We start from the raw sequence: 21,569 nt of genomic DNA, 5'->3' as shown, positions 1-21,569 counted from the left end.
GTCATTTATCGCTTCGGAGCAATCGGGCAAGCTTCGCCTTGACGCGAAGCAAACGATCGATCAGGTCTGCATTCGACGGGTAGTCGCGATAGGTCTTCGGTGATGCCGCAATAATGCTTTCAAGTTCGGACTTGTTGATTCCCAACTTTTTAGCAACGAAACTGCAGTCCTCTGCGGCCTCAGCTTCGTTGTACGGTGGTAGCTCCAACTCACTCAGCGCAGCTTCGCGCGAAAGCTGTCCTGAAACGACGAGGCTGGCCAAGTGGGCTCGACGCTTATCGAAGCCAAATTTCTTTGGAAGATAGTAAGACTGAAAGAACTTGGTGAATCGTGATTCATAGTGCTTTCCGCCGTAATCGCGCCAACCAAACCTTTCTATCAAAAACTGTTTGGCCGATTGCTTGTTGTAGTCCTCAAAGTTTAGCATTTTGAGGATCTTGTTTCTTTTGACAAACGGCCAATAGAATGTGTAATCAAAAAGAGAGTATGTCGGGAAAGTTCGGAGAGGTCGGCTTCCATAAAGATTATGTATTGACCGAAGATGCTTGCGATCAATGCTGGTGTATCCCCAGGCCTCCGGTAGAATAGATTCGGTCTGCAAATTGTGTCCGCTAATGATCCAACGAATACTCTTCCGTGCGGCAAGTTTGAAAAGTACTGCGACGAAAGTATGGTCTTGCGGGACATCGCAGTTTGCAACGCCGGATCTCAGAAAGGCAAGTTGGAGATCTCGCATTTCTTCCCAGTCTATGACGGTAGTGTGCAAATCGATTCCCAGCGCTGAGACAATCTTCTCGATATTGCTTACCGCCAATTCGCTATTCCAGCCCGTATCCACATGGACGGCTAGAGGTCGAAGCCCGAGTTCGAGGACGCGATAGGCGACGTAGCTGCTGTCGACACCGCCCGAGATTCCTATGATGCAATCATATTCTTGGCCTTTACCTTGTTCTTTGATCTGCGTGACGATTGCATCCAGTGCTACTGCGCCGGCCGATCCGCCAATGAGTTGCGGCTTTTGATGGTGCTCGAAGTCATGGCAATGGTTGCAGACGCCCGCACTATCAAAAACGATCTCGGGATCGCTGGTATCCATGACGCAGTGCGTACAAATTTGATAAGGTCGAGTTTTCATGGAATAGACGATGTTCTTAATGCTTCATTGACTTCCGCCGGCTTTGGATAGCTCAGTAGAACCGCTCGATGCGGGCCGCGGAAAGTAAAAAGTGCTCCTGCGGCACATGCTGATGCGCCGGATTGGGCGACGGCCTTGCCTAGATCGGCGACGTCTGCGGCGCCGCCGCAACTGATGACGGGGACGCTGGCCACTGTGCACACCTGCTTCAAAAGGGCGTGATCGTAACCGAGTAAGGTCCCGTCGCGATCGATGTTGTTGAGCAAGATCTCTCCCGCACCAGCCTCCACGAAGTCCTTGACAAGCGCTTGTAAGGAGGCCGCCGCCACTTTCTTGGTCCCAGAGACCGAGCGAGCTTGGTAGCCGCCAAAGAGTGTCTTTTTGATGTCAATACTCACCACCACGCTTTGTGAGCCGACTTCCTTTGCAGCTTCAGACACCAGGGCTGGTCGGGCCATTGCTGCACTATTGATAATTACTTTCTCGACGCCCATTTCAACGAGCTTGCGAACCTGATTGGCGTCGCTGATACCTCCGCCGTAGGCCAGTGGCATGAAGCACTCGTTGGTCACATCTTTGATCAGGTCGAAATTTGGGCTTAGCCCGCGTTTACTTGCCCCGATGTCAAGGATTGCCAGTTCATCGACCTCCTTCTCGTTGAAGATTCGCACGCTGTTGATTAAATCCCCAACGTAACTAGGCTTTGAAAACCTAATTGTTTTGACCAGGCGTCCTTCTTCAAGTAGTAGTACCGGAATGACGCGAAAAGGGTTGAAACTGTCTGATGGCATGCCTTGGTCCCGTTCAGGTCTTTGCAATGAAATTTCTGAACATTTGAAGCCCGAAACGGTGGCTTTTTTCCGGATGGAACTGAGCCCCGAAAACATTGTCTTTGCGAATCGATGCGGCAAACCTCAAGCCATACTCGCACCACGCCGCCACGTTTGCCGGGGTGGTTGCGTCAAAATAATAAGAGTGGACGAAGTAAAATCGGTTGAAATCTGCCAGACCTCCGGCGAAGAGAGGATTGCTGAGGTCTGCATCGACGCTAGACCACCCCATATGTGGCACCTTAAGTGCCATCGTCTGTCCCGGCATTCCCGATGGGAAGCGTCTGACCTTCCCTGGAATAATGTCGAGACCAGGCAGTACACCTTCCTCGCTGCTCGAGCCAAGCAGTTGCATGCCAACGCATATTCCAAGCAATGGACGTCCTGAGCGCGCGAACTCGAGAATCGATTCGGCCAAATCGGGAATGGCTCCCAGATTGCGACGACAGGAATCGAAAGCGCCCACGCCAGGCAAAATAATACGCTCAGCAATCCTAACTTCGTTTGAATTTCGGGCGAAGCGAATTTCCGCACCGGCACGAAGCAGCATGTTCGCAACGGAGTTGATATTGCCAACTCCATAGTCGACAATGGAGACTGATTTATTCATTGGCAATTGAATCTAGATATTTTGAGCGAAAACTATTGAAGTGGTCGGCCGGTATGAATCCGATGTACTTGTATTCGCTTTGGTGGGAGATGCATTCGTCGGGATTTAGGAGTCGAATTATCTTGGCAGGATTTCCGGCCAGAACGCAAAAACCTTCTGGAAATGATTTGCTTACGACCGCACCAGCGCCCACCACTGTATACGGTCCAAGATTTACGCCAGGTAAAACTATGGCGTTGGCTCCGATCCAGCAATATGAGCCAATTCGAATCGGCCTAGTTATATTGTGTGCGCGGTTGTCATTAAGTGCGTGATTCGCGCTGATGATCTTTACGCCAGCGGCCACCTGTGTATAGTCTCCAATGAGCACCCCATTCGTGCCCTGAATGTAACAACCGGGCATGAGTCCGGGCGAGGTTTCAATCCCAATATGAATTCGATGGGCATCGATCGCCATACTTGAGGGGTGGAGTGGCCAATAGGGTAGTTTTTTGCGAGAGAGCCTATAAGCTAGAAGCTGCTTGAGCGAGATCGGTGTTTGAGTGCGACGGGTTTCGACTACAGGTTCAAGGAACGGCATAGCCTGAGCGAACCGCAAGGCGATGGCTTTAATAATGGATTTCACTTCAAAACCAAGGGGTATTGTCTAGTCCACAGTTCGAGAGCGCCTGGCGAACTGCAAGGCTCTCGTGCCGTAACTAGCGTACATGATTGATAATGACCACGCCAGCGCTGAAACGTAGGTCTCAACTGCCCAATGAAGATACTTGCCTGCCAAATAGACAGTGCTGACTGCGAGTATAGATACTGCCTGCAGGCCTAAATCCTCAGCATGGCGTTTGGCGACGTAGAACGAGTAGGTCAGAGGCGAGACAATAAATCGTAGGACATAAACCCATACCATAATGGAGCAGATTGTCCCCGCGAGATCCCATTGATCTCCAAGGAAAAACTTCGAACCAGCTTCGCTAAACACGAGAACCAGCGCAAGTGCGCTAGCTCCGATCGGCGTAGTGATGGCGAGCAGCTTTAAGCTGAGGCCCCAGTAGGGGCGTTTGTCTGATACTCGCTGGCCAACTTGCTGGCGATAAAGGTCTGAAAACGCAGATCCAACTAGCATTAGCGGGGTACCGACAAGCCTTTGGGCGAGGACGTAGGCGCCGGTAGCCGCAGTTCCATAAAGACTGCCGAGAAAGATGGCTGGTAAGTTTGAACCTAAAGCATTGAGTAGATCGGCTGGACTTGTGTAGAACGCAAAACGCCACTGCCTCAGCGCGAGCGCCCGCAGTCGCGAACTCTGGAAACTCGGCTTGATCTGGTTCTTCTGCTGGCACTTGTAGATCAAGAGCAGCAATCCTGCGATTTGTCCAACCAGGGTGGCGGCGATGAGGGCTGCTGCTGTCGGATACGTCAGCGCAGCGAGGACGGATAGTGCTGCGGTAGTCAGTGCCGCAACAAATCGACTCTTTGCCAATAAAGCGAATTGCTCCTTTTGAAGCGCCACGTTGGACATCGCTTGTTGCATGCCGGCCAACATGACGCTAACTGGCATGAAGATCGAGAGAGCGAGCGGCATTCCCATAGGGACTTGCCAGCCCATCAATATCGCAACAGATACTATGAGGGTAATAACCAGTCCGATGCCGATATTGATAAAAATGGAAAGCCCGAGAATGGCGTTTGTCGCTGCTCTTGAGTGTGTTGCCAAAATTGCATTTTCATACTTGAAATTTGCAACGGTGGCGCAAATTGCGGCAATCGCAAGGTAAATGCCGAATATTCCGAATTCGGCGGCGTCATATCCCCTCGCAATAATGGGGGCACTTATAAGCGGCAGGATCTGTGCGGCAGTTGTGCCTGAGAGCAGCACCCAGAACCTTCGAAACACCATCCTGTTTACTCCGGCTTTTGCAGCCGACTCCGGTTTGGATGGTGGATATTATTTGTGGTTGGCCAGTACTTGAGGTCCAGCTTCACCCAGCCAAAAATAGTTTGAGAAGTCCAGCAAATGCAGTTAATTGCGAACTTTGTGTTGCGCCGAACTGAAATCCAAATGAATGCTAACAGCATGGGCCAAATGGCCATTTGTGGTGAGATGGCTAAAGTAATCGCAGAAAGTGCAACCGCCGCAATCATTGAAAATTGAAGGGGCTTGAGTCGCATGAAGGAAAAAATGTTGCCATTTCGGCATGCTTGCCGAGTCGCCTGACCAGCTCCAAAGAATTTCTTGCCAAGATGAGATCTCCACGGAATCAAAGATCCAAGGAGCTTATTGGTTGCGGTGAATTTCGGAGTGAAATGGTCGACCATATGGGTTGACGTCCAAACGACCGTTGAGCCTCGCATCAATAGGCGACTGTAGAGTTCCACTTCTTCGTTTGAAAACAGGTTGGGCGCCCAATTACCCGCCTCAATCACGCAGTCTCGGTTCATCAAGACGGCTCCACCAAAGGCTTTGCATGGCATACCGGGCTGATTGCCGGCGAGTTGCATTAGGTCGAAACTGCCGTCCGGATAAATATTTCTGGTCTGGCCTGCGAGTCCATTTTTGCCCCCTTTGTCGGCCACGACATAGAGTAGTTCTGTGTCAAACTCCGGTCGCAGGCACATGTCGCCGTCAAGATAGAGGATCCAACGCCCTTTGGATTCAAGGGTTCCAGCGGCGCGGGCTGCACCTGCATTCAATTGCGGGCTCGCAGTCAGTTCCAAGACCTTATCGAAGAGCGCAACCGCGATTTCCACGGAGTTGTCATTTGAGGCCGAGTCAACAAAAACTGTTTCGCAATTGATTCCGTAGCCCTTGACTCGTTCGAGTGATCTTGCGCATGCGCCTAGATTGGGTGCTTCATTGTGCCCAATCACGCAGATTGAGAGGTCAACTCTACTATCTTTATCGCCGGCTTGCCTATTCTGCGATGTTGAAGCTGTCTGCGGGCTCATTCGCAGTTTCCTTCTTTAACTTTCAGCAGCTGAATGAACTTTTCGTGTTGAGTTGTCCTCGAGAATGCCTTGATAATGGATTCTGCACGTCGGACAGGGCCGCCAAGCGATTGGCCGTGCAGTTTTTCTATGGTCGCCAATAGGTGCGCCTCGTCGCGGTGATCAACACTGAAAAAGGTAGGGTCGTCCCGGAGGAGCTGATTTACGGCCATGGTCTTCGGGCCAATGGAAATAATCGGTAGTCCAGTTGAAATATATTCAAATACTTTTCCGGTTATTACTTCGTCGGCCCCTTCCTCTCTGGTGTGAAGCAAAACTAGGGCATCCATCTCGAACATGCGCTGAATTGCCTCAAGGTGGGTCAATTTGCCACCATTCATCAGCCTGCTGCCAAGGCGCTGCTCCCATCCTGCTTCCAGTTTGGATGGGCCATGGATGACAAATTGAACTTTGTTCTCTGGTAATTTCTCTAGTGTTTTGAATACAGTTGCAGGATCGCGGTAACTTTGTTCTCCATGATCTACAGCGCCAAAGTAGCCCAACTTCATTTGCCGTCCGTTGAGAGCTTTATTCGTCCGAGTGATGTTGTCGAGGAGCTTCTCATCAAAGCCATTTGAAATGAGGGTAGCCTTGTCGCTAAGCTGGATGTTCGCGATTTGCTCAGCCTTAGGCAGCATTGGGCCGCTGATGTATGTGAGATGGTCTGCGGCCTTCAGACAGCTGCGTTCCATCGATTGGTTAATACTTTGAAAGAATGGATTCTTCTTTCGAAAAAGAGAAGTTCCATTCCAACTGTCGCGATAATCCATGATCCAGCGCACTTGATTCTTCGTGCGCTTGATGTGTTTGCCAATCAAGTGAATGCTGTGTGGCGGCCCGGAAGTTATTAGTGCTACTGGACCTTTGGCTGACTCAATTTCTTGGAGCACAGCTTTCCGCATTTTGCGGCTTACCAGGAAGCCGGTGTCGGGAATCATGGCGTCAAGGACTACATGTTTCAATCTTTGTCGCAAGCGGCTTTGGATGTTCGGTGGGTCGGATCGTTTTTGGCTATTGGCGGCCGCGTCCTTTGCTGAAGTGACGGTGCGTCTGGCCACATTCGCGATCGGGTCTTCGCAGGTGATGGTGTTTATCTTCGCCAACGCTTCGTCATAGCCAAACGTGTCGAAATGAGGCGTGCGAGCGCATACAACAGTGACATCTTCACCCTTTTGCGTTAGGAATTCAGCCAGCTTCAGAACTCTGATTGCACCACCTAAGCTACGAAGATATGGAGGGAATCCATAGGTGCAAATTATGATTTTGGCTGTCGCCATTTGTTTTCTCTTTTGTACGGCACCCGTTATTGTGAGTGTCGATTTTCAGTATTTTGGTTTCAGAAAAAGGAGTCGGCGAAGGTTATTCTGAATTTTTTTCAAGGCTTGGTGGGTGTCTTGCTGGCGTCGCGCTTGAATCAGTACGAACTTCACCAGAAGTGTCATTAGCAGTAGGCTGAAGGCTGTCAATGTTGCGATCACTGCTATCAAGCCCTTTTTGGGTTGGCTCTTTCTTGTGGGGGGCTGAGCTACATCTATCACCTGGATAGTGCCCCCCTCCCGCGCCTCATCGACCCTCGCGGCTTCAAATTGTCTGGTGTAAAGCTCAACCATGGCTTCTCGATACTTGAATTCTCGAAACTTGCCAATGAAATCGCCATTCTTTTTTTCGTCCAAGCCTTCGGTTTGTTGGCGGAGTTTCTGCTGCATCGCCACAAGTTCATTTGTGGCTTTTTGGTATTCGATTGAGCCTGGAGCTAAAGTGGAACGCATGGCCGCGAGCTTTATCTCTTGAGCGGCGATTCTCTCTTGCGCCGCTGCAACTGCTTGCATCGTGGCCGTAGAGTTTGTTCGTAGTGTTGCCAAATCAATGCCAGCTGCTTTTAAGGCAATTTCTGCGTCTGCAAGTGCTTTGTTTGCTTCTTCGAGCTGTTTGAGGAAAAATCTGCGACGGTGTTGTGCTTCTGTGACCGCAAGCGAGTTGATCAATTTAGTTAATTGCTCGACGTGTGCATTTGCTAAGTTGGCTGCAAATTTTGGATCAACGTCTGTGACAGCAATCGCAATGATCCCTCCCTTGTCGACTTGCACCGCTACTGCGCCTGAGAGGATTTTTCGTAGGTCCTCTTTGATGTTTCGTTGATAGCGTTTGTCGAGCTGAAACTGATCGATGAGGTGGTCTTGTACGGTTTCGCTAAATAGAAAGCTTACATACTGATCAACTGGATTTTTGAGGCCAGCTGCTGCACCAGCCATGCTCCCGAAAGAACCTAGGTTGCTTAATGTCGACGCTAGGCTGCTTTGTTGTTGTTGGGGGGGGAGTAGCCGCGTGGTGGCTGTAAATGCGGGCGTGAGCGTAAAGCTGTATGCCAATGCTAGTGCGCCGACAATGAGTGGCGTGTAAATCAACAATCTAGCGTGTGCCGTGACATACTCAATGAGCGGGAGGGCCGTGCTTGAACTGCCTTGGTCCGTTGTTTGGGTAGTTAGGTCCATATGTTGTTATGCAGGCCTGAAGCTCAAGTTTCTTGGAAGATCTCTGGAAAGTTCTGGTTGACAGACTGCCGGCTGATGCAGGTCAGTTCTTTCAGTTTTTGATTGTTTTTAGTGCAGCCGCACCCAAGCCGAACTGATAAAGGATCTGTGTCCAGTCCTTGGCTTCTTGCATGAAGGTGGTTTTGTTCATTTCCTCCGGTACGAAGACGGTGTCTCCGGGAAGAGCGGTTATGCCATCAAGCGCGCCGCCGGCAAGCAGCCAGCCGGACTTTTGGCGAGCGCTCACCACGCTACCATTGGCGCGCAAGACAAAGATGCTGTTGGTGTCAGCGCCTCTCGTTGGTCCGCCTGCGAGTTTCAGGAAGTCGTTGATGGAACTTCCGTCGCTGAATAGATAGCTGCCACCGTTGAATACGCTGCCAAAGACTCCGATGGTTTTGGGTATTGCGGGTATCAGCAGGCGGTCGCCGTCTTCTACGGCTAAATCTGGCAACGTTTTGGAGGATGGGTTCAGTTGCAGAACAATTCGGCCCGTAGGTTTTATCGATCGCAGGCGTTGAATCAGCTGGTTGGTCCCTTGTGTTTTGGCTGCTTGTGCGGAGGCTTCTTCTGAATTCGCGGTGCGCTGAGAAGAGGTGCTGCGAGCGAACTCAGTCTCCATATCGCGAAGGGCCCGTTCATAGTTTTCCTGTTGGGAAAGCCGGGTGCTTTCTCGGCTGAATTCAGTGCCAAAAACATACGCGTCAGGTGTTAAGCCACCTGCAGCTCGAATTGCGTCAGCCAGGCTGCTGTTGGCTGGGAGTATGAATTCTCCGGGGCGCTGGACTTCGCCTTCGATCTTGACCCGTTTGCTTTGTTTGTGTTGGGGCAGAGAGGCGTCAACGGCGCTGAAAGCACGCAAGACGTCGCCGTCGCGAGGCTTTAGCTTGGCTTGCTGAGGCAAGCTCAACTCGCTGATGCGTGTGTCATTGCGGGTATCCAGATGTTCTACCGTGAAGCGGCTGCGGTCAGCCACGGCTGTGAAGCCGCCGGCCATGGCCAGCACGTCCTCCAGGGTGTCTTGAGACTTCAGTTCAAAGATGGCGGGCTTGTTGACGCTTCCGACGAGGGCCACTTGCGGCCCGACGGCGCCGATGTGAATCACATCATCGGCTTGCAGGGGGCGGTCCGCAGACTTGTCGCCCTTGATCAGCAAGTCGTAGAAGTCAAAGCTACTGATCGTTTTGCCGCTTCGGCGCAGCTCGATCTGTCGGAAGCTGCCTGCAGCCGTGGGGCCGCCAGCTTGCATCAGCGCGTTGACCAAGGTCGACAGGCTGCTCACTGTGTATGCGCCGGGGCGTTTGGTGAAGCCGGTGACGTAGATGCGAATGCTGCGCAGCTTGCCCAGCGAGGTGCTGAGTTTGTAGTTTTTGAAGACTTGGCTGACCCTTTGGTCGATGGCTGCCGCAAGGTCGGCGTAACGCAGGCCTGCAACCATAGCCGGTCCGACTCGCGGGAGGGTGATGCGGCCGCTCCGGTCTACGTTGAGTCGCAGGTCGGCCTCAACCGATCCCCACAAAGTCACCAAGACTTCATCTCCCACATTGATTACATAGTCTTGCGGAATTTGGGTGCTGGCTTCTTGGAGTCCATTCGTGGAATGTCCAAGCTCCATTAGTTCGCTGCCAAATCTGCGTATCAATGGCTCGACACCGACATTGCGCTGCACATAGCGCTCAAACTCACTGGGAACGTAGACTTCGGCCGGCTTGGCGAAGAGCCGGAAGTCAGGCGAGCCTGCTGGTTTGTCCTGGTCCGTGTTGATGGGGGCATTGCTTGCTTGCCCCTGCAGGCGAATCGGAGCCCCCTCTGCTGTTTGCGATTGAGCTTGTGTTTGAGCTTGGGCCTGAGCCGACAAAGCTCCAAACAGGGCACTTTGGGCGACCGCTGCGACGATCACACCGTGCTTGAAGCCGCTGCTGCAACCAGAGGCCAGTCCGGTGTTGGGAAGTCGGTCCCTGCGGTCAGTTTTTGTATTGTGTTTGTCTTGCGACTCAGAAAATGTCATGGCCTGCTCGAAAAGGTGCATTCGTTGACCGTCTAGGGGCGCCCCAGTATCGGCGTTGCGGGATTCTAGCCGTCCACTCGGCTGACTATTTACAGAGCAGGAATCGTGGCTCGTTACACTCTTGTCCATGCTTTATTTGCTCTGCTCCTTTTTGGTGGCGACTCTGGTCACCCTCTGGATCGTCCACTCCTCCAGCCTGCATGCCCATCTCTCTGCTGACGGTGATCTGGACGGCCCTCAGAAGTTCCATGTGAAAGTCGTGCCCCGCATCGGCGGTGTCGGCATGTTCTTGGGGCTGTTGGTGACCGCTGCCCTCGTGTGGTTTCGCGGCTCGGATCATGCGCACTTGGGCTTGATGCTCCTCCTGTGCGGCTTGCCGGCTTTCGCGGCGGGTCTGATCGAGGACTTCACCAAGAAGGTGTCGCCGGGCAAGCGTCTGTTGGCGACAGCCATTTCGGCGACGATCGCGTTTTATTTGATCAACGCCCAGATCACACGGACCGACATTCCGGGGCTGGATTGGTTGGTCGGTTTTTCCGTCGGTGCTTTGGTGGCCACCGTGTTGACGGTGTCGGGCGTTGCCAACGCGGTCAACATCATTGACGGCTTCAATGGCTTGTCGTCCATGTGCGTGAGCCTGATGTTGCTGACCTTCGCCTACGTGGCGCTGCAGGTCGGTGATGTAGAACTGACCCTGTGGTCTCTGGCGGGCGTCGGGGCAGTGCTGGGCTTCTTTGTCTGGAACTTTCCGGCCGGGCTGATTTTTCTTGGCGATGGCGGGGCCTATTTTCTGGGCTTCTTTGTGGCGGAAATTGGGGTGCTGCTGATCGCCCGTCACCCCGAGGTGTCGCCGCTGTTTGCGCTGATGGTCTGCATTTATCCAGTGTTTGAGACCCTGTTCTCGATCTACCGCCGCCGCTTCATCCGGGCCACGCCGCCGGGCCTGCCCGATGGCATCCACTTGCATTCGCTGATCTACCGTCGCCTGATGCGCTGGACGGTGGGGACGCGGGATGCCCGTGCGATGACGCGCCGCAACTCCATGACGGCGCCCTATCTCTGGATGCTGTGCCTGTCTTCCCTGGTGCCGGCGGTGTTCTTTTGGGATTCGACCGCCATGCTCGCGCTGTGCATGTTGTTGTTCGGCTTGGTCTACGTGGGCTTGTACTGGCGCATCGTTCGTTTTCGCACACCGTCTTGGATGGTGTTTCGGGGCGATGTGATGGGGCGTGCGCCGCGTGACTCCAAATCGGCGTCTGGCCCGAAATCGCAGTAAAAGCCCTGCATCAGGGATAATGGTGGGATGACCGAACCCCAAATCATCGAATCCGCCACCCCTGATCCCACGCCGGCTCGCTTCGACACCCTCCCGCTCGACGCCAAGCTTTTGCGTGCCGTGGCCGACTCTGGCTACGCGTTGATGACGCCGATCCAGGCCAAGGCGATTCCGATCGTTCTGGAGGGTCGCGATGTGATGGGTGCGGCGCAGACGGGTACCGGCAAGACCGCCGCCTTCTCCATCCCTTTGCTGCAGCGCATGCTGAAGCATGAAAACGCCAGCGCTTCGCCGGCCCGTCATCCGGTGCGAGCCCTCGTGCTGGCGCCGACGCGCGAGTTGGCCGATCAGGTGGCCAACAACATCAAGGCCTACGCCAAGCACACCAATCTGCGTGTGACCTGCGTGTTTGGCGGCATCGACATGAAGCCGCAGACCTTGGTGCTCAAGGGTGGCGTGGAAGTCTTGATCGCCACGCCCGGGCGATTGCTGGACCACATCGAAGCCAAGAACTGCGTGCTCAATCAAGTCGAGTACGTGGTTTTGGACGAAGCCGATCGCATGCTGGACATCGGCTTCCTGCCCGATCTGCAGCGCATCCTGAGCTTCCTGCCCAAGACCCGCCAGACCTTGCTGTTCTCGGCCACCTTCTCGCCCGAGATCAAGCGTCTGTCGCAAAGCTATCTGCAAGATCCGGTCTTGGTTGAAGTGGCGCGCCCCAATGCCACGGCCAAGAACGTGGAGCAGCTGTTCTACAGCGTCACCGATGACGACAAGCGCGCCGTGGTGCGCCAGATCCTGCGTCAGCGTGAGATCAAGCAGGCGATTGTGTTTGTCAACTCCAAGCTGGGTGCCGCCCGCCTGGCACGCTCCTTCGAGCGCGATGGCTTGCGCACGGCGGCCTTGCATGGCGACAAGTCGCAGGACGAGCGCCTGAAGTCGCTCGAGGCCTTCAAGCGCGGTGAAGTCGACCTGCTGGTCGCCACCGACGTGGCTGCGCGTGGCCTGGATATTGCCGATCTGCCCGCGGTCTTCAATTTCGACGTGCCCTTCAATGCCGAAGATTACGTTCACCGCATTGGCCGCACCGGCCGCGCGGGTGCGTCCGGCGTGGCAGTGACCCTGGTGACGCGTGCTGATGCGCGTCTGGTTGCGGACATTGAAAAACTGGTCAAGCGCACGCTGGATTTGCAGGCTTTTGAGTTGCCGGATGACCGTGGCTCGCGCTCCGCTCGATACGAGGGTGTCGAGCGCTCGGATCGTCCGGCCCGGCCGCGTCGCGAAGAGTCTTTCTATGATGCAGCCCCCGCCGCCGCCGCGCCCCGTCCGGCCTACCGCCCACCGGCAGCGCCGCGCGATGCCTTCTTCGACAAGCCCTACGAAGCCAGTCAGCGCGACGAGCCGCCGGCCTGGGACAAGGGTGCTGCTGCAGCGCCGCGCAGCGTGTCGAGCAATATCAAGCCCAAGAAGAAGGTGGCGGCCTTGTTCGGGGCCAAGGCACCGGCGGCTTCGCTGGAGTCTTGAAGGCACGCGCGCCTTGCGCGGCTCGGCCGGCTGGCAAAGCGGACTGAGTTTCAAGTGAAAAGACGGCGCCCATGAGGCGCCGTTTTCTTGGGCGTGCTAGCGGTAGCCCTGGCTGCCCGGCTCAGGCCAGGATGGCGAACACCGCTGGCACCTTGTCCGGCAAGCCCTCGCCGGAGCTGCGCCAATCGGCCACGCTGGCGCTGCGGGTCCAGCCTTGGGTCAGGCTCAGGCCGCAGCTGATGGACAGGCGGGTCTGTGGTCGCAAATTGCTCAGCAGGGCATGGAGCAGGGCGGAGTTGCGGTACGGTGTTTCGATCATCAGCTGGGTTTGCTGTTGCCGGCCGGACAGGGCTTCCAGCTCCTTGATGCGCGCGGCGCGCGCTGGTGCTTCCACGGGCAGGTAGCCGACAAACGCAAAACTCTGGCCATTCAGGCCGCTGGCCGACAAGGCCATCAGCAGGGAGCTGGGGCCGCTCAACGGCAGCACCTCGATGTCGGCATCGTGCGCGGCGGCCACCAGCAGGGCGCCGGGGTCGGCCACGGCCGGAAGGCCGGCTTCTGAAATCAGGCCCATGTCATGCCCGGCCAGCGCGGGCGCCAACAGGGCGTGCCAGGCCTGGTTCTGGTTGACCAGATCGCCGCCCCGGCCTTTGGGCGGGCGTGGCAATTCCTTGATCTCCAGGCTCTGCAGGGGCTGCGCCAGCGGGCAGACTTCGTCCACTCGCTTCAAAAACGCACGGGTGGTCTTGGCGCTTTCGGCGGCCCAGTGGCTCAGGCGTGCGGCGGTGGCAATGACTTGCTGCGGCAAGACCTCATTGAGTGGCACCGCCGCGCCCTCGACGCCAAAGTCCAGGGTGTTGGGGATCAGGTAAAGGCGGCCCTTCTTGTTGTTGTGCGCGTTCATGGGCTGACTCCGCCTGCCAGGCTGTGGGCGAGGGCTTGCAAGGGATCCAGGCCCGCGGCGCGGAGCAGGGCGCTGGTGCGGATCAGTGGCAGGCCGATCAGCGCAGTCGGGTCGTCTGACTCGATGGCCGACAGCAGGCTGATGCCTAGTCCTTCCGATTTGGCGCTGCCTGCGCAGTCGTAGGGCTGCTCGGCGCGCAGATAGGTCTCAATCTCGGTGTCGCTGAGTTCGCGAAAGCGAACGCGCACCGGGGCCAGGTCTTGCTGGGCAAAACCGCTTGCCTCGCAGACCACGGCCACGCCGGTTTGAAAAATGATGCTGTGGCCGCTCATGCGGCGCAGTTGCTCGACGGCGCGCTCGTGGCTGCCTGGCTTGCCGATGGGGCTGCCATTCAGGTCGGCAACTTGGTCAGAGCCGATCACGATTGCCTCGGGGTGAAGTCGGGCCACGGCGTGCGCCTTGGCGAGAGACAGGCGCGCAGCCAGTGCCGCGGGTGCTTCGCCGGGAAGCGGGGTTTCATCTACTTCGGGTGACTGCACGGCAAAGGGCAGGCGCAGCCGCTCCAGCAGTTCACGCCGGTAGCGTGAGGTGGAGGCGAGGATCAGGGGGCGGGGTGCCGGGGTGGCGGAGGGTGTGTGCATGGCTGGATTTTCGCATTGGCGGCCGGGCTTCGCGTTTCAGCTGCCCGGCTTGCAAGGCCGGCCTCGTACACTTGCGGCCATGAAAGCGCATGAATTTGACTCGCGAAAATTGGACGTTCCGGCCTTTGCCCGGGATGCGGGCAGCCTGCAGGGTGAGTGGCCGGCTTCGCAGCTGGGTCGCCTGGCCGATGTGGCGGCGCCCGAGACGCCGGTGGCGGCCTGGCCTGCGGTGCAGTGGTCCTTGCAAGGTGAGCGCCGGGAGCTCAGCGGCGGTGCCATTGAAACCTGGTTGCACCTGGAGGCCTCGGCTGAAGTGAGCATGACCTGCCAGCGCTGCCTGCAGCCGGTGCAGGAGTCGATGAGCCTGGAGCGCTCCTATCGCTTTGTGCGCGATGAGCAAGAGGCGGCCGAGCAGGACATCGAGAGCGAAGAGGAGCTGCTGGTGCTGACGCGCAATCTCGACGTTCAGGAATTGGTGGAAGATGAATTGCTCTTGTCGCTCCCCTTGGTGCCGCGCCACGAACAATGCCCGAAGCCCTTGGAAGTGCCGGCAGGCGTGGCGGAGCTGAGCGAGGAAGAAGCAGCCTCGTCCGAGCGCCCCAATCCCTTTGCGGCCTTGGCTGCGTTGAAGAGAAAATGACGAAGCGGGCCGGCGGCCGAGTGCTTCCGCCGGCGGCGATTGTGGGCTCGGATTTGAGTCTTGGCGTCAACGGTGCTACAATCGCGGGCTTTCCCCGGTCCGAGAATCAAAGTAGCGTGCCGTGAGTGCGGGCCAGCTTGGCTGCAGTGCTTGCAAACCGCTGGCGCATGGTGCGCTTGATGCTCGCGACGCTTGTGTACACAGCAATCGCGGCGCCCGGGGTGTGTAGGTCGCTGGTCTGCGTGGAGAGCTGGAGCGAACCGCTTCAGCAAATCCAGACCGCCGCGCCTCAATCACCGGAGCCTTAGGAGAATTTCATGGCCGTTCAGCAAAACAAGAAGTCGCCTTCCAAGCGTGGCATGCACCGTTCGCACAATGCCCTGGTCACCCCGGGCACTGCCATCGAGCCGACTACCGGCGAAGTGCATCTGCGTCACCACATCAGCCCCACCGGCTTCTACCGCGGCCGCAAGGTCCTGAAGACCAAGGCTGACGCCTGATCGATTTCGACTGACGCGCCTGCCCCAGGCGGCGCGTTGATCTCACGATCTGCTGTGATCACGAATTCCCGGCCTGTGCCTTGTTGCAGTGCCGGGTTTTTGTGTTTTCTGCGGGCTCTGTTGCGCGGTGTTTCCACCGTTGGCAAGAGACCGCATGGCCTGACATATTGGCTTGATCCACTCGGGTGTGCGTGCGCGAGGGCGCTGCACGGCCTGAGTTTTCGTGTCCGGCCGTTTTTCTGTGGCCGGCTTTCACCTGGGTTGCTGTGATGTCTTCTGTCGATTCCCGTCTGCCCGCCCAGCCCGCGGTGTCCGTGGCCGAGCCTTTGGCCCGGGTGCGCCTGGCTGTCGATTGCATGGGCGGCGACCATGGGCCGTCCATCACCTTGCCGGCCTGTGAGGCCTTCCTCGCCAAGCACCCGCAAGCCGAACTGCTGCTGGTGGGCCTGCCCGATGCGCTGGCTGCGGCCGTCCAATGGCCACGCTGCCGCATCGTGCCCGCCAGTGAAGTGGTGACCATGGACGACCCGGTCGAGGTGGCGCTGCGCCGCAAGAAGGATTCGTCCATGCGGGTGGCCATCAGCCAGCTCAAGTCGGCCGACGGCGGCTTGCCGCTGGCCGATGCCTGCGTGTCGGCCGGCAACACCGGCGCCCTGATGGCGGTCTCGCGCTATCTGCTCAAGACCCTGGATGGCATCGATCGCCCGGCCATTGCCTCGGTCATGCCCAACCAGCTCGGCGGCTACACCACCATGTTGGACCTGGGCGCCAATGTCGATTGCTCGGCCGAGCACCTGCTGCAATTCGCGCTGATGGGCAGCGCCCTGGTCGCGGCTGTGGATGGCAAGCCCGAGCCGCGTGTCGGTCTGCTCAATATTGGTGAAGAGGTCATCAAGGGCAGCGAAACCATCAAGCGCGCGGGTGAGTTGCTGCGCGCTGCGGCGGCTGCTGGTCAGCTGAATTTCCACGGCAATGTGGAAGGCAATGACATCTTCAAGGGCACGGTCGACCTGGTTGTGTGCGATGGTTTTGTCGGTAACGTCGCGCTGAAGACGGCCGAAGGCCTGGCCACCATGATCATCACCATCATCCGCGAGGAGTTCGGTCGCAGCTGGATCAGCAAGGCGGCCGCCGCTCTGGCGATGCCGGTGCTCAAGCGCTTCAAAGGTCGCGTCGACCACCGTCGCTTCAACGGTGCAGCCCTGCTGGGCCTGCGTGGCCTGGTGTTCAAAAGCCATGGCTCGGCCGATGCCTTCGCTTTCGAGAACGCTTTGAACCGAGCGTATGATGCCGCCCGCAACCGGTTGCTCGACCGGGTACACGATCGCATCATTGCCACGCTGCAAGCCACGCCCGGCACCACGACCGGCACCGAGGGGCTCGCGGTGGGCGACTCAGGAGACAAGGCGGCCCCGGTCGCCCAAGCTGCATGACCACCATCCCCAGCGCCACGAACACCCCCGCATTTGCTCCCACGCCTTCGACGGCCATGCCTTCGGCGCGCTACGCCCGCATCATCGGCACCGGCAGCTACCTGCCGCCACTGCGTCTGAGCAATGCCGAGCTGGCCGCACAGCTGGCCGCCGATGGCATCGAGACCTCGGATGAGTGGATCGTCGAGCGCACCGGCATCCATGCCCGCCATTTCGCCGCCGAAGGCGTGACGGCCAGCGACCTGGCCTTGCCCGCTGCGCAAGCCGCCATTGCCGCGGCCGGCATTGCGGCCGATGAGATCGATCTCATCATCGTCGCCACTTCGACGCCGGACATGGTCTTCCCCTCGACCGCCTGCCTGCTTCAACACAAGCTGGGCATCGCCGGTGGCGCCGCCTTCGATGTGCAGGCGGTCTGCTCCGGCTTTGTCTACGCGCTGACGGTGGCGGATTCCATGATCCGCACCGGCGCGGCCAACAAGGCCCTGGTTGTGGGCGCCGAGGTGTTCTCGCGCATCCTTGATTTCAAGGACCGCACCACCTGTGTGCTGTTTGGCGATGGCGCCGGTGCCGTGGTTTTGGGCGCCAGCGAGACGCCGGGCATCCTGGCCACCGAGCTGCATGCCGATGGCAAGCACTCGGGCATTCTTTGCGTACCCGGCCATGTCTCGGGCGGCAAGGTCAGCGGCGACCCGCTGCTGAAGATGGACGGCCAGGCCGTGTTCAAGCTGGCCGTCGGCGTGCTGGAAAAAGTGGCCCGCTCGGTGCTGGAAAAAGCCGGCCGCAGCGAGGATGACATCGATTGGCTGATTCCTCATCAAGCCAATATCCGCATCATGCAGGGCACGGCCAAGAAGCTGAAGCTGCCGCTGGACAAGGTGGTGGTCACCGTGGATCAGCACGGCAACACCTCGGCGGCGTCGATCCCGCTGGCCCTCGATGTGGCGGTGCGTGACGGCCGCGTCAAGGCCGGTGACACCGTGATGCTGGAAGGCGTGGGGGGCGGCTTCACCTGGGGTGCCGTGCTGCTGGATTTCTGATTCCGCAGGCCGCGCTTCACGGCTTTTGCCTCCGCTGCAATTCCGAGTTACTTCATCTTCAATTCTTCGACACACGATCATGAGCGCAAAGTTCGCATTCGTCTTTCCGGGCCAAGGCTCGCAAACCGTAGGCATGCTGGACGCCTGGGGCGATCACCCTGAAGTGGCTCGCACCCTGGCCGAAGCATCCGAGGCCCTGGGCGAAGACATCGGCGCCCTGATCAAGGCCGGCCCGAAAGAGCAGCTGGACCTGACCACCAACACCCAGCCCGTGATGCTGACGGCCGGCATTGCCTGCTACCGCGCCTGGGTGGCTGAAACCGGCTTGCTGCCGGCGGCTGCGGCCGGCCACTCGCTGGGCGAGTACACCGCCCTGGTGGCGGCCGGTGCGCTGACGCTGGCCGAGGCCCTGCCTCTGGTGCGATTCCGTGCCCAAGCCATGCAAGAGGCCGTGCCGGTGGGCGTGGGCGCCATGGCGGCCATCCTGGGTCTGGACAGCGCGGCCGTGATCGAGGGTTGTGCCGCCGCGGCCGCCGCCACCGGTGAGGCCGTGGAGGCCGCCAATTTCAATGACCCCAAGCAGACCGTGATTGCCGGCACCAAGGCCGGGGTCGACAAGGCCTGTGAGTTGCTCAAGGCCGCGGGCGCCAAGCGCGCGCTGCTGCTGCCGGTGTCGGCGCCCTTCCACTCGAGCCTGATGAAGCCGGCGGCGCTGGCGCTGCAAGGGCGTCTGGCCGCGACCGAGTTTGCGGCGCTGCAGTTTCCGGTGATCAACAACATCGATGTGGCCGCAGTCGGCGATGCCGCCGGCCTGCGCGATGCGCTGTACCGCCAGGCTTTCGGCCCGGTGCGCTGGGTCGAAGTGGTGCAGGCGCTGAAGGCGCAGGGCATCCAGCATGTGCTGGAGTGCGGCCCGGGCAAGGTCCTGGCCGGCCTGGCCAAGCGTGTCGATGCCGAACTGATCAGCGCCACCGTGCTGGACCCGGCCAGCCTGGCCGAGGCACGCGCACTGCTGGGCTGAGCATCGCCCCGTCTGCACCTTCCAACGAAACCGCAAGAAGATCATGACTGACACGACGACAAGCAGCACCCCCCAAGTGGCCCTGGTCACCGGCGCCAGCCGCGGCATCGGCCGCTCCATCGCCCTGACCCTGGCCGAGCAGGGCTACAAGGTCATCGGCACCGCCACCAGCGAATCCGGTGCGGCCGCCATCGGCGAGGCCCTGGCTGCGCTGGGTGGCTCGGGCGTGGTGCTCAATGTCAATGATGCGGCCGCGGTTGAAGCGGCCGTGGACGGCATCGTCAAAGCCCATGGCGGCCTGCACGTGCTGGTCAACAACGCCGGCATCACCCGCGACACCCTGGCCATGCGCATGAAGGACGACGATTGGGATGCCGTGCTGGACACCAATCTGAAGGCCGTGTTCCGCATGAGCCGCGCCGTCATGCGCACCATGATGAAACAGCGTTATGGCCGCATCATCAGTATCACTTCGGTGGTCGGGGCTTCGGGCAACCCGGGCCAGGCCAACTACGCGGCGGCCAAGGCCGGTGTTGCCGGCATGACGCGCTCGCTGGCGCGCGAGCTGGGCAGCCGCGGCATCACCGTCAACTGCGTGGCGCCTGGTTTCATCGCCACCGACATGACCGAAGTGCTGCCCGAGGCGCAGAAGGCCGCGCTGCTGGCGCAGATCCCGGTGGGCCGCCTGGGCGAGCCGCGGGAAATTGCGGAGGCTGTTGCCTTCCTCGCGTCACCGAAGGCAGCCTACATTACCGGCAGTGAACTGCATGTCAACGGCGGCATGTTCATGAACTGACAGATTTGAGATGGCGGCAGTTCCGCCGCCATCCACCGGATTTGCCCGGCCGGTGAAGGTTCTCTGATGTGCCGCAATGCCTTGTTTTAGGCGCGACTCCCTAGAGGCCTTAGAATCCCGGGCTGTTCCTAGCAAACCCCTCCTGGAGGAGTCATGAGCGATATCGAAGCACGTGTCAAGAAAATCATCGCCGAGCAACTCGGCGTGCCTGAGTCCGATGTGACCAACGAAAAGGCCTTCGTGGCCGACCTGGGCGCCGACTCGCTCGACACCGTGGAATTGGTGATGGCACTCGAAGACGAGTTCGGCATCGAAATCCCCGATGAAGAAGCCGAGAAGATCACCAGCGTTCAGCTGGCGATCGACTACGCCGTCAAGCACCAAAAGGCCTGAGTCTTCAGCGCTTGAGCCTTTGTTCAACTGATTTCCGTACCGCATGAGCCGTCGTCGCGTCGTAGTTACCGGACTTGGTCTGATCAGCCCCGTGGGAAACACGGTCGCTGAAGGCTGGGCCAACATCCTGGCCGGTCAGTCCGGTATTGACCGCATCACCCGCTTTGATCCGTCGGCCTTTGCCTGTCAGTTCGCCGGTGAGGTGAAGGGCTTCGATGTGGCGGACTACATGTCCACCAAAGAAGCGCGGACCATGGACACCTTCATCCATTACGGATTGGCGGCGTCCATTCAAGCGGTGCGCGATGCCGGTCTGCCGACCGGCGATCAGTTGAGTGAAGAGCAGGCTGAGCGCATCGGCGTGCTGGTGGGGTCGGGCATCGGCGGCTTGCCGCTGATCGAAGAAACCCACAGCGAGTACGTTGCGCGCGGCCCGCGTCGCATTTCCCCCTTCTTTGTGCCGGCCTCGATCATCAACATGATCTCGGGCCATGTCTCGATCAAGTTCGGCTTCCAAGGCCCGAACCTGGCCATCGTGACCGCTTGCACCACCGGCTTGCATGCCATCGGTCAAGCTGCGCGGCTCATTGAATACGGCGATGCCGACGTGATGATCGCCGGCGGCGCGGAATCCACCGTGTCGCCCTTGGGCATCGGAGGCTTTGCCTCGGCGCGGGCACTGTCCACGCGCAACGACGATCCCAAGACTGCTTCCCGACCCTGGGACAAGGACCGCGACGGTTTTGTGCTGGGTGAGGGCGGCGGTGTGCTGGTGCTGGAAGAGTACGAGCATGCCAAGAAGCGTGGCGCCAAGATCTATGCCGAGCTGTCCGGCTTTGGCATGGGTGCTGACGCGTACCACATGACCGCGCCCAATGTGGACGGTCCCAAACGGTCGATGCGCGCGGCATTGCGCAATGCAGGCCTGAACGCCGACCAAGTGCAATACATGAACGCCCACGGCACCTCCACGCCGCTGGGTGATGTGAACGAGACGAACGCCATCAAGCTGGCCTTCGGCGACCATGCCAAGAATCTGGTGGTCAGCTCGACCAAGTCCATGACCGGGCATTTGCTCGGCGGGGCCGGTGGTATCGAGTCGGTGTTCACGGTGCTGGCGGTTCACCACCAGGTGGCGCCGCCAACCATCAACATCTTCAACCAGGATCCCGAGTGCGACCTGGACTACTGCGCCAACGAAGCGCGGCAGATGAAGATCGAATACGCCGCCAAGAACAATTTCGGTTTCGGCGGCACCAACGGCACGCTGATCTTCAAGCGGGTCTGATCGCCGGCGGCGCCAGCTGC

The 21,569-nt window shown here is 58.5% G+C and carries 21 protein-coding genes; 10 read left to right on the top strand and 11 right to left on the bottom strand.

Annotated elements, in window-relative coordinates:
- Nucleotide 1: 1 nt before the first annotated feature.
- The 9 genes from C1O66_RS09720 to C1O66_RS09680 all read right to left on the bottom strand — a co-directional run bounded on the left by C1O66_RS09720 (nt 2) and on the right by C1O66_RS09680 (nt 10,093).
- The gene (locus C1O66_RS09720; protein ID WP_102767695.1) at nt 2-1,135 is read right to left on the bottom strand and encodes an N-acetyl sugar amidotransferase; all 1,134 of its coding nucleotides are present in this window, start codon (nt 1,133-1,135) and stop codon (nt 2-4) included.
- Nucleotides 1,132-1,926 carry an AglZ/HisF2 family acetamidino modification protein gene (locus C1O66_RS09715; RefSeq protein WP_102767694.1) on the bottom strand — a complete coding sequence of 265 codons (795 nt, stop codon included), beginning with the start codon at nt 1,924-1,926 and terminating at the stop codon, nt 1,132-1,134. The genes C1O66_RS09720 and C1O66_RS09715 overlap by 4 nt, the downstream gene beginning before the upstream one ends.
- Nucleotides 1,927-1,939: 13 nt before the next feature.
- Nucleotides 1,940-2,575: an imidazole glycerol phosphate synthase subunit HisH gene (hisH, locus tag C1O66_RS09710; protein ID WP_102767693.1), complete on the bottom strand. Its 636-nt coding sequence runs from the start codon at nt 2,573-2,575 to the stop codon at nt 1,940-1,942.
- Entirely contained in the window at nt 2,568-3,200 is a 633-nt protein-coding gene (locus C1O66_RS09705; RefSeq protein ID WP_102767692.1) for an acyltransferase, read from the bottom strand. Before C1O66_RS09705 ends, hisH begins: the two co-directional genes overlap by 8 nt.
- Nucleotides 3,201-3,221: 21 nt before the next feature.
- Nucleotides 3,222-4,466, bottom strand: a complete 1,245-nt coding sequence (locus C1O66_RS09700; protein WP_102767691.1) for an oligosaccharide flippase family protein — start codon at nt 4,464-4,466, stop codon at nt 3,222-3,224.
- Between the two features lie 5 nt (nt 4,467-4,471).
- Nucleotides 4,472-5,515, bottom strand: a complete 1,044-nt coding sequence (locus tag C1O66_RS09695; RefSeq protein WP_102767690.1) for a glycosyltransferase family 2 protein — start codon at nt 5,513-5,515, stop codon at nt 4,472-4,474.
- On the bottom strand, nt 5,512-6,831 hold the full coding sequence (locus C1O66_RS23650) for a glycosyltransferase family protein (RefSeq protein ID WP_133155156.1): 1,320 nt from the start codon (nt 6,829-6,831) through the stop codon (nt 5,512-5,514). Before C1O66_RS23650 ends, C1O66_RS09695 begins: the two co-directional genes overlap by 4 nt.
- Before the next feature lie 45 nt (nt 6,832-6,876).
- Nucleotides 6,877-8,046, bottom strand: coding sequence for a Wzz/FepE/Etk N-terminal domain-containing protein (locus C1O66_RS09685; RefSeq protein WP_102767688.1), 1,170 nt, complete (start codon nt 8,044-8,046; stop codon nt 6,877-6,879).
- Nucleotides 8,047-8,137: 91 nt separating this feature from the next.
- Nucleotides 8,138-10,093 (bottom strand): SLBB domain-containing protein, encoded by a 1,956-nt coding sequence (locus tag C1O66_RS09680; RefSeq protein ID WP_165794549.1) that lies wholly within the window; start codon nt 10,091-10,093, stop codon nt 8,138-8,140.
- Between the two features lie 127 nt (nt 10,094-10,220).
- Between C1O66_RS09680 and C1O66_RS09675 the strand changes: the two genes are divergently transcribed.
- Together C1O66_RS09675 and C1O66_RS09670 are read left to right on the top strand one after the other, a co-directional pair.
- Nucleotides 10,221-11,369, top strand: coding sequence for an MraY family glycosyltransferase (locus C1O66_RS09675; RefSeq protein ID WP_102767686.1), 1,149 nt, complete (start codon nt 10,221-10,223; stop codon nt 11,367-11,369).
- Between the two features lie 27 nt (nt 11,370-11,396).
- On the top strand, nt 11,397-12,893 hold the full coding sequence (locus C1O66_RS09670; protein ID WP_102767685.1) for a DEAD/DEAH box helicase: 1,497 nt from the start codon (nt 11,397-11,399) through the stop codon (nt 12,891-12,893).
- A 121-nt stretch (nt 12,894-13,014) separates the two neighbouring features.
- Here the strand turns inward: C1O66_RS09670 and C1O66_RS09665 are convergent, their stop codons facing one another.
- Together C1O66_RS09665 and C1O66_RS09660 are read right to left on the bottom strand one after the other, a co-directional pair.
- Nucleotides 13,015-13,797 (bottom strand): SAM-dependent methyltransferase, encoded by a 783-nt coding sequence (locus C1O66_RS09665; protein ID WP_102767684.1) that lies wholly within the window; start codon nt 13,795-13,797, stop codon nt 13,015-13,017.
- A complete protein-coding gene (locus C1O66_RS09660) occupies nt 13,794-14,438 on the bottom strand; it encodes a Maf family nucleotide pyrophosphatase (RefSeq protein ID WP_102767683.1) in 645 nt (214 codons plus the stop codon). Before C1O66_RS09660 ends, C1O66_RS09665 begins: the two co-directional genes overlap by 4 nt.
- 79 nt (nt 14,439-14,517) lie before the next feature.
- Here C1O66_RS09660 and C1O66_RS09655 point away from each other — a divergent pair, with 79 nt between their 5' ends.
- From C1O66_RS09655 to fabF, 8 genes are all read left to right on the top strand, one after another.
- Nucleotides 14,518-15,078 carry a YceD family protein gene (locus tag C1O66_RS09655; RefSeq protein WP_102767682.1) on the top strand — a complete coding sequence of 187 codons (561 nt, stop codon included), beginning with the start codon at nt 14,518-14,520 and terminating at the stop codon, nt 15,076-15,078.
- Nucleotides 15,079-15,395: 317 nt separating this feature from the next.
- The gene (gene rpmF, locus C1O66_RS09650; protein WP_009552540.1) at nt 15,396-15,578 is read left to right on the top strand and encodes a 50S ribosomal protein L32; all 183 of its coding nucleotides are present in this window, start codon (nt 15,396-15,398) and stop codon (nt 15,576-15,578) included.
- Between the two features lie 335 nt (nt 15,579-15,913).
- The gene (gene plsX / locus C1O66_RS09645; RefSeq protein WP_394341036.1) at nt 15,914-17,011 is read left to right on the top strand and encodes a phosphate acyltransferase PlsX; all 1,098 of its coding nucleotides are present in this window, start codon (nt 15,914-15,916) and stop codon (nt 17,009-17,011) included.
- A gap of 56 nt (nt 17,012-17,067) precedes the next feature.
- Nucleotides 17,068-18,051 carry a beta-ketoacyl-ACP synthase III gene (locus C1O66_RS09640; protein ID WP_102767680.1) on the top strand — a complete coding sequence of 328 codons (984 nt, stop codon included), beginning with the start codon at nt 17,068-17,070 and terminating at the stop codon, nt 18,049-18,051.
- Between the two features lie 79 nt (nt 18,052-18,130).
- Nucleotides 18,131-19,072, top strand: a complete 942-nt coding sequence (fabD, locus tag C1O66_RS09635) for an ACP S-malonyltransferase (protein WP_102767679.1) — start codon at nt 18,131-18,133, stop codon at nt 19,070-19,072.
- A gap of 43 nt (nt 19,073-19,115) precedes the next feature.
- Complete coding sequence (gene fabG, locus C1O66_RS09630) at nt 19,116-19,868, top strand: 3-oxoacyl-ACP reductase FabG (protein WP_102767678.1); 753 nt, start codon at nt 19,116-19,118, stop codon at nt 19,866-19,868.
- 153 nt (nt 19,869-20,021) lie between these two features.
- Nucleotides 20,022-20,261: an acyl carrier protein gene (acpP, locus tag C1O66_RS09625; protein WP_102767677.1), complete on the top strand. Its 240-nt coding sequence runs from the start codon at nt 20,022-20,024 to the stop codon at nt 20,259-20,261.
- Nucleotides 20,262-20,304: 43 nt separating this feature from the next.
- Nucleotides 20,305-21,549 carry a beta-ketoacyl-ACP synthase II gene (gene fabF / locus C1O66_RS09620; protein ID WP_102767676.1) on the top strand — a complete coding sequence of 415 codons (1,245 nt, stop codon included), beginning with the start codon at nt 20,305-20,307 and terminating at the stop codon, nt 21,547-21,549.
- Nucleotides 21,550-21,569 lie beyond the last annotated feature (20 nt).

Origin of the sequence: Paucibacter aquatile (assembly GCF_002885975.1) — a bacterium.
GTDB lineage: Bacteria > Pseudomonadota > Gammaproteobacteria > Burkholderiales > Burkholderiaceae_C > Paucibacter_A > Paucibacter_A aquatilis.
The sequence above is the reverse complement of the archived record's forward strand: the minus strand, read 5'-3'. Positions and strand labels throughout refer to the sequence as shown.

Coding starts and splice junctions, on each gene's coding strand:
- C1O66_RS09715 (WP_102767694.1), bottom strand. CDS start 1,926: ATGCCATCAGACAGTTTCAACCCTTTTCGCGTCATTCCGGTACTACTA.
- C1O66_RS09655 (WP_102767682.1), top strand. CDS start 14,518: ATGAAAGCGCATGAATTTGACTCGCGAAAATTGGACGTTCCGGCCTTT.
- C1O66_RS09670 (WP_102767685.1), top strand. CDS start 11,397: ATGACCGAACCCCAAATCATCGAATCCGCCACCCCTGATCCCACGCCG.
- C1O66_RS09660 (WP_102767683.1), bottom strand. CDS start 14,438: ATGCACACACCCTCCGCCACCCCGGCACCCCGCCCCCTGATCCTCGCC.
- C1O66_RS09695 (WP_102767690.1), bottom strand. CDS start 5,515: ATGAGCCCGCAGACAGCTTCAACATCGCAGAATAGGCAAGCCGGCGAT.
- C1O66_RS09700 (WP_102767691.1), bottom strand. CDS start 4,466: ATGGTGTTTCGAAGGTTCTGGGTGCTGCTCTCAGGCACAACTGCCGCA.
- C1O66_RS09675 (WP_102767686.1), top strand. CDS start 10,221: ATGCTTTATTTGCTCTGCTCCTTTTTGGTGGCGACTCTGGTCACCCTC.
- C1O66_RS09685 (WP_102767688.1), bottom strand. CDS start 8,046: ATGGACCTAACTACCCAAACAACGGACCAAGGCAGTTCAAGCACGGCC.
- rpmF (WP_009552540.1), top strand. CDS start 15,396: ATGGCCGTTCAGCAAAACAAGAAGTCGCCTTCCAAGCGTGGCATGCAC.
- C1O66_RS09640 (WP_102767680.1), top strand. CDS start 17,068: ATGCCTTCGGCGCGCTACGCCCGCATCATCGGCACCGGCAGCTACCTG.
- fabF (WP_102767676.1), top strand. CDS start 20,305: ATGAGCCGTCGTCGCGTCGTAGTTACCGGACTTGGTCTGATCAGCCCC.
- hisH (WP_102767693.1), bottom strand. CDS start 2,575: ATGAATAAATCAGTCTCCATTGTCGACTATGGAGTTGGCAATATCAAC.
- acpP (WP_102767677.1), top strand. CDS start 20,022: ATGAGCGATATCGAAGCACGTGTCAAGAAAATCATCGCCGAGCAACTC.
- C1O66_RS23650 (WP_133155156.1), bottom strand. CDS start 6,831: ATGGCGACAGCCAAAATCATAATTTGCACCTATGGATTCCCTCCATAT.
- fabD (WP_102767679.1), top strand. CDS start 18,131: ATGAGCGCAAAGTTCGCATTCGTCTTTCCGGGCCAAGGCTCGCAAACC.
- C1O66_RS09680 (WP_165794549.1), bottom strand. CDS start 10,093: ATGACATTTTCTGAGTCGCAAGACAAACACAATACAAAAACTGACCGC.
- C1O66_RS09665 (WP_102767684.1), bottom strand. CDS start 13,797: ATGAACGCGCACAACAACAAGAAGGGCCGCCTTTACCTGATCCCCAAC.
- C1O66_RS09720 (WP_102767695.1), bottom strand. CDS start 1,135: ATGAAAACTCGACCTTATCAAATTTGTACGCACTGCGTCATGGATACC.
- fabG (WP_102767678.1), top strand. CDS start 19,116: ATGACTGACACGACGACAAGCAGCACCCCCCAAGTGGCCCTGGTCACC.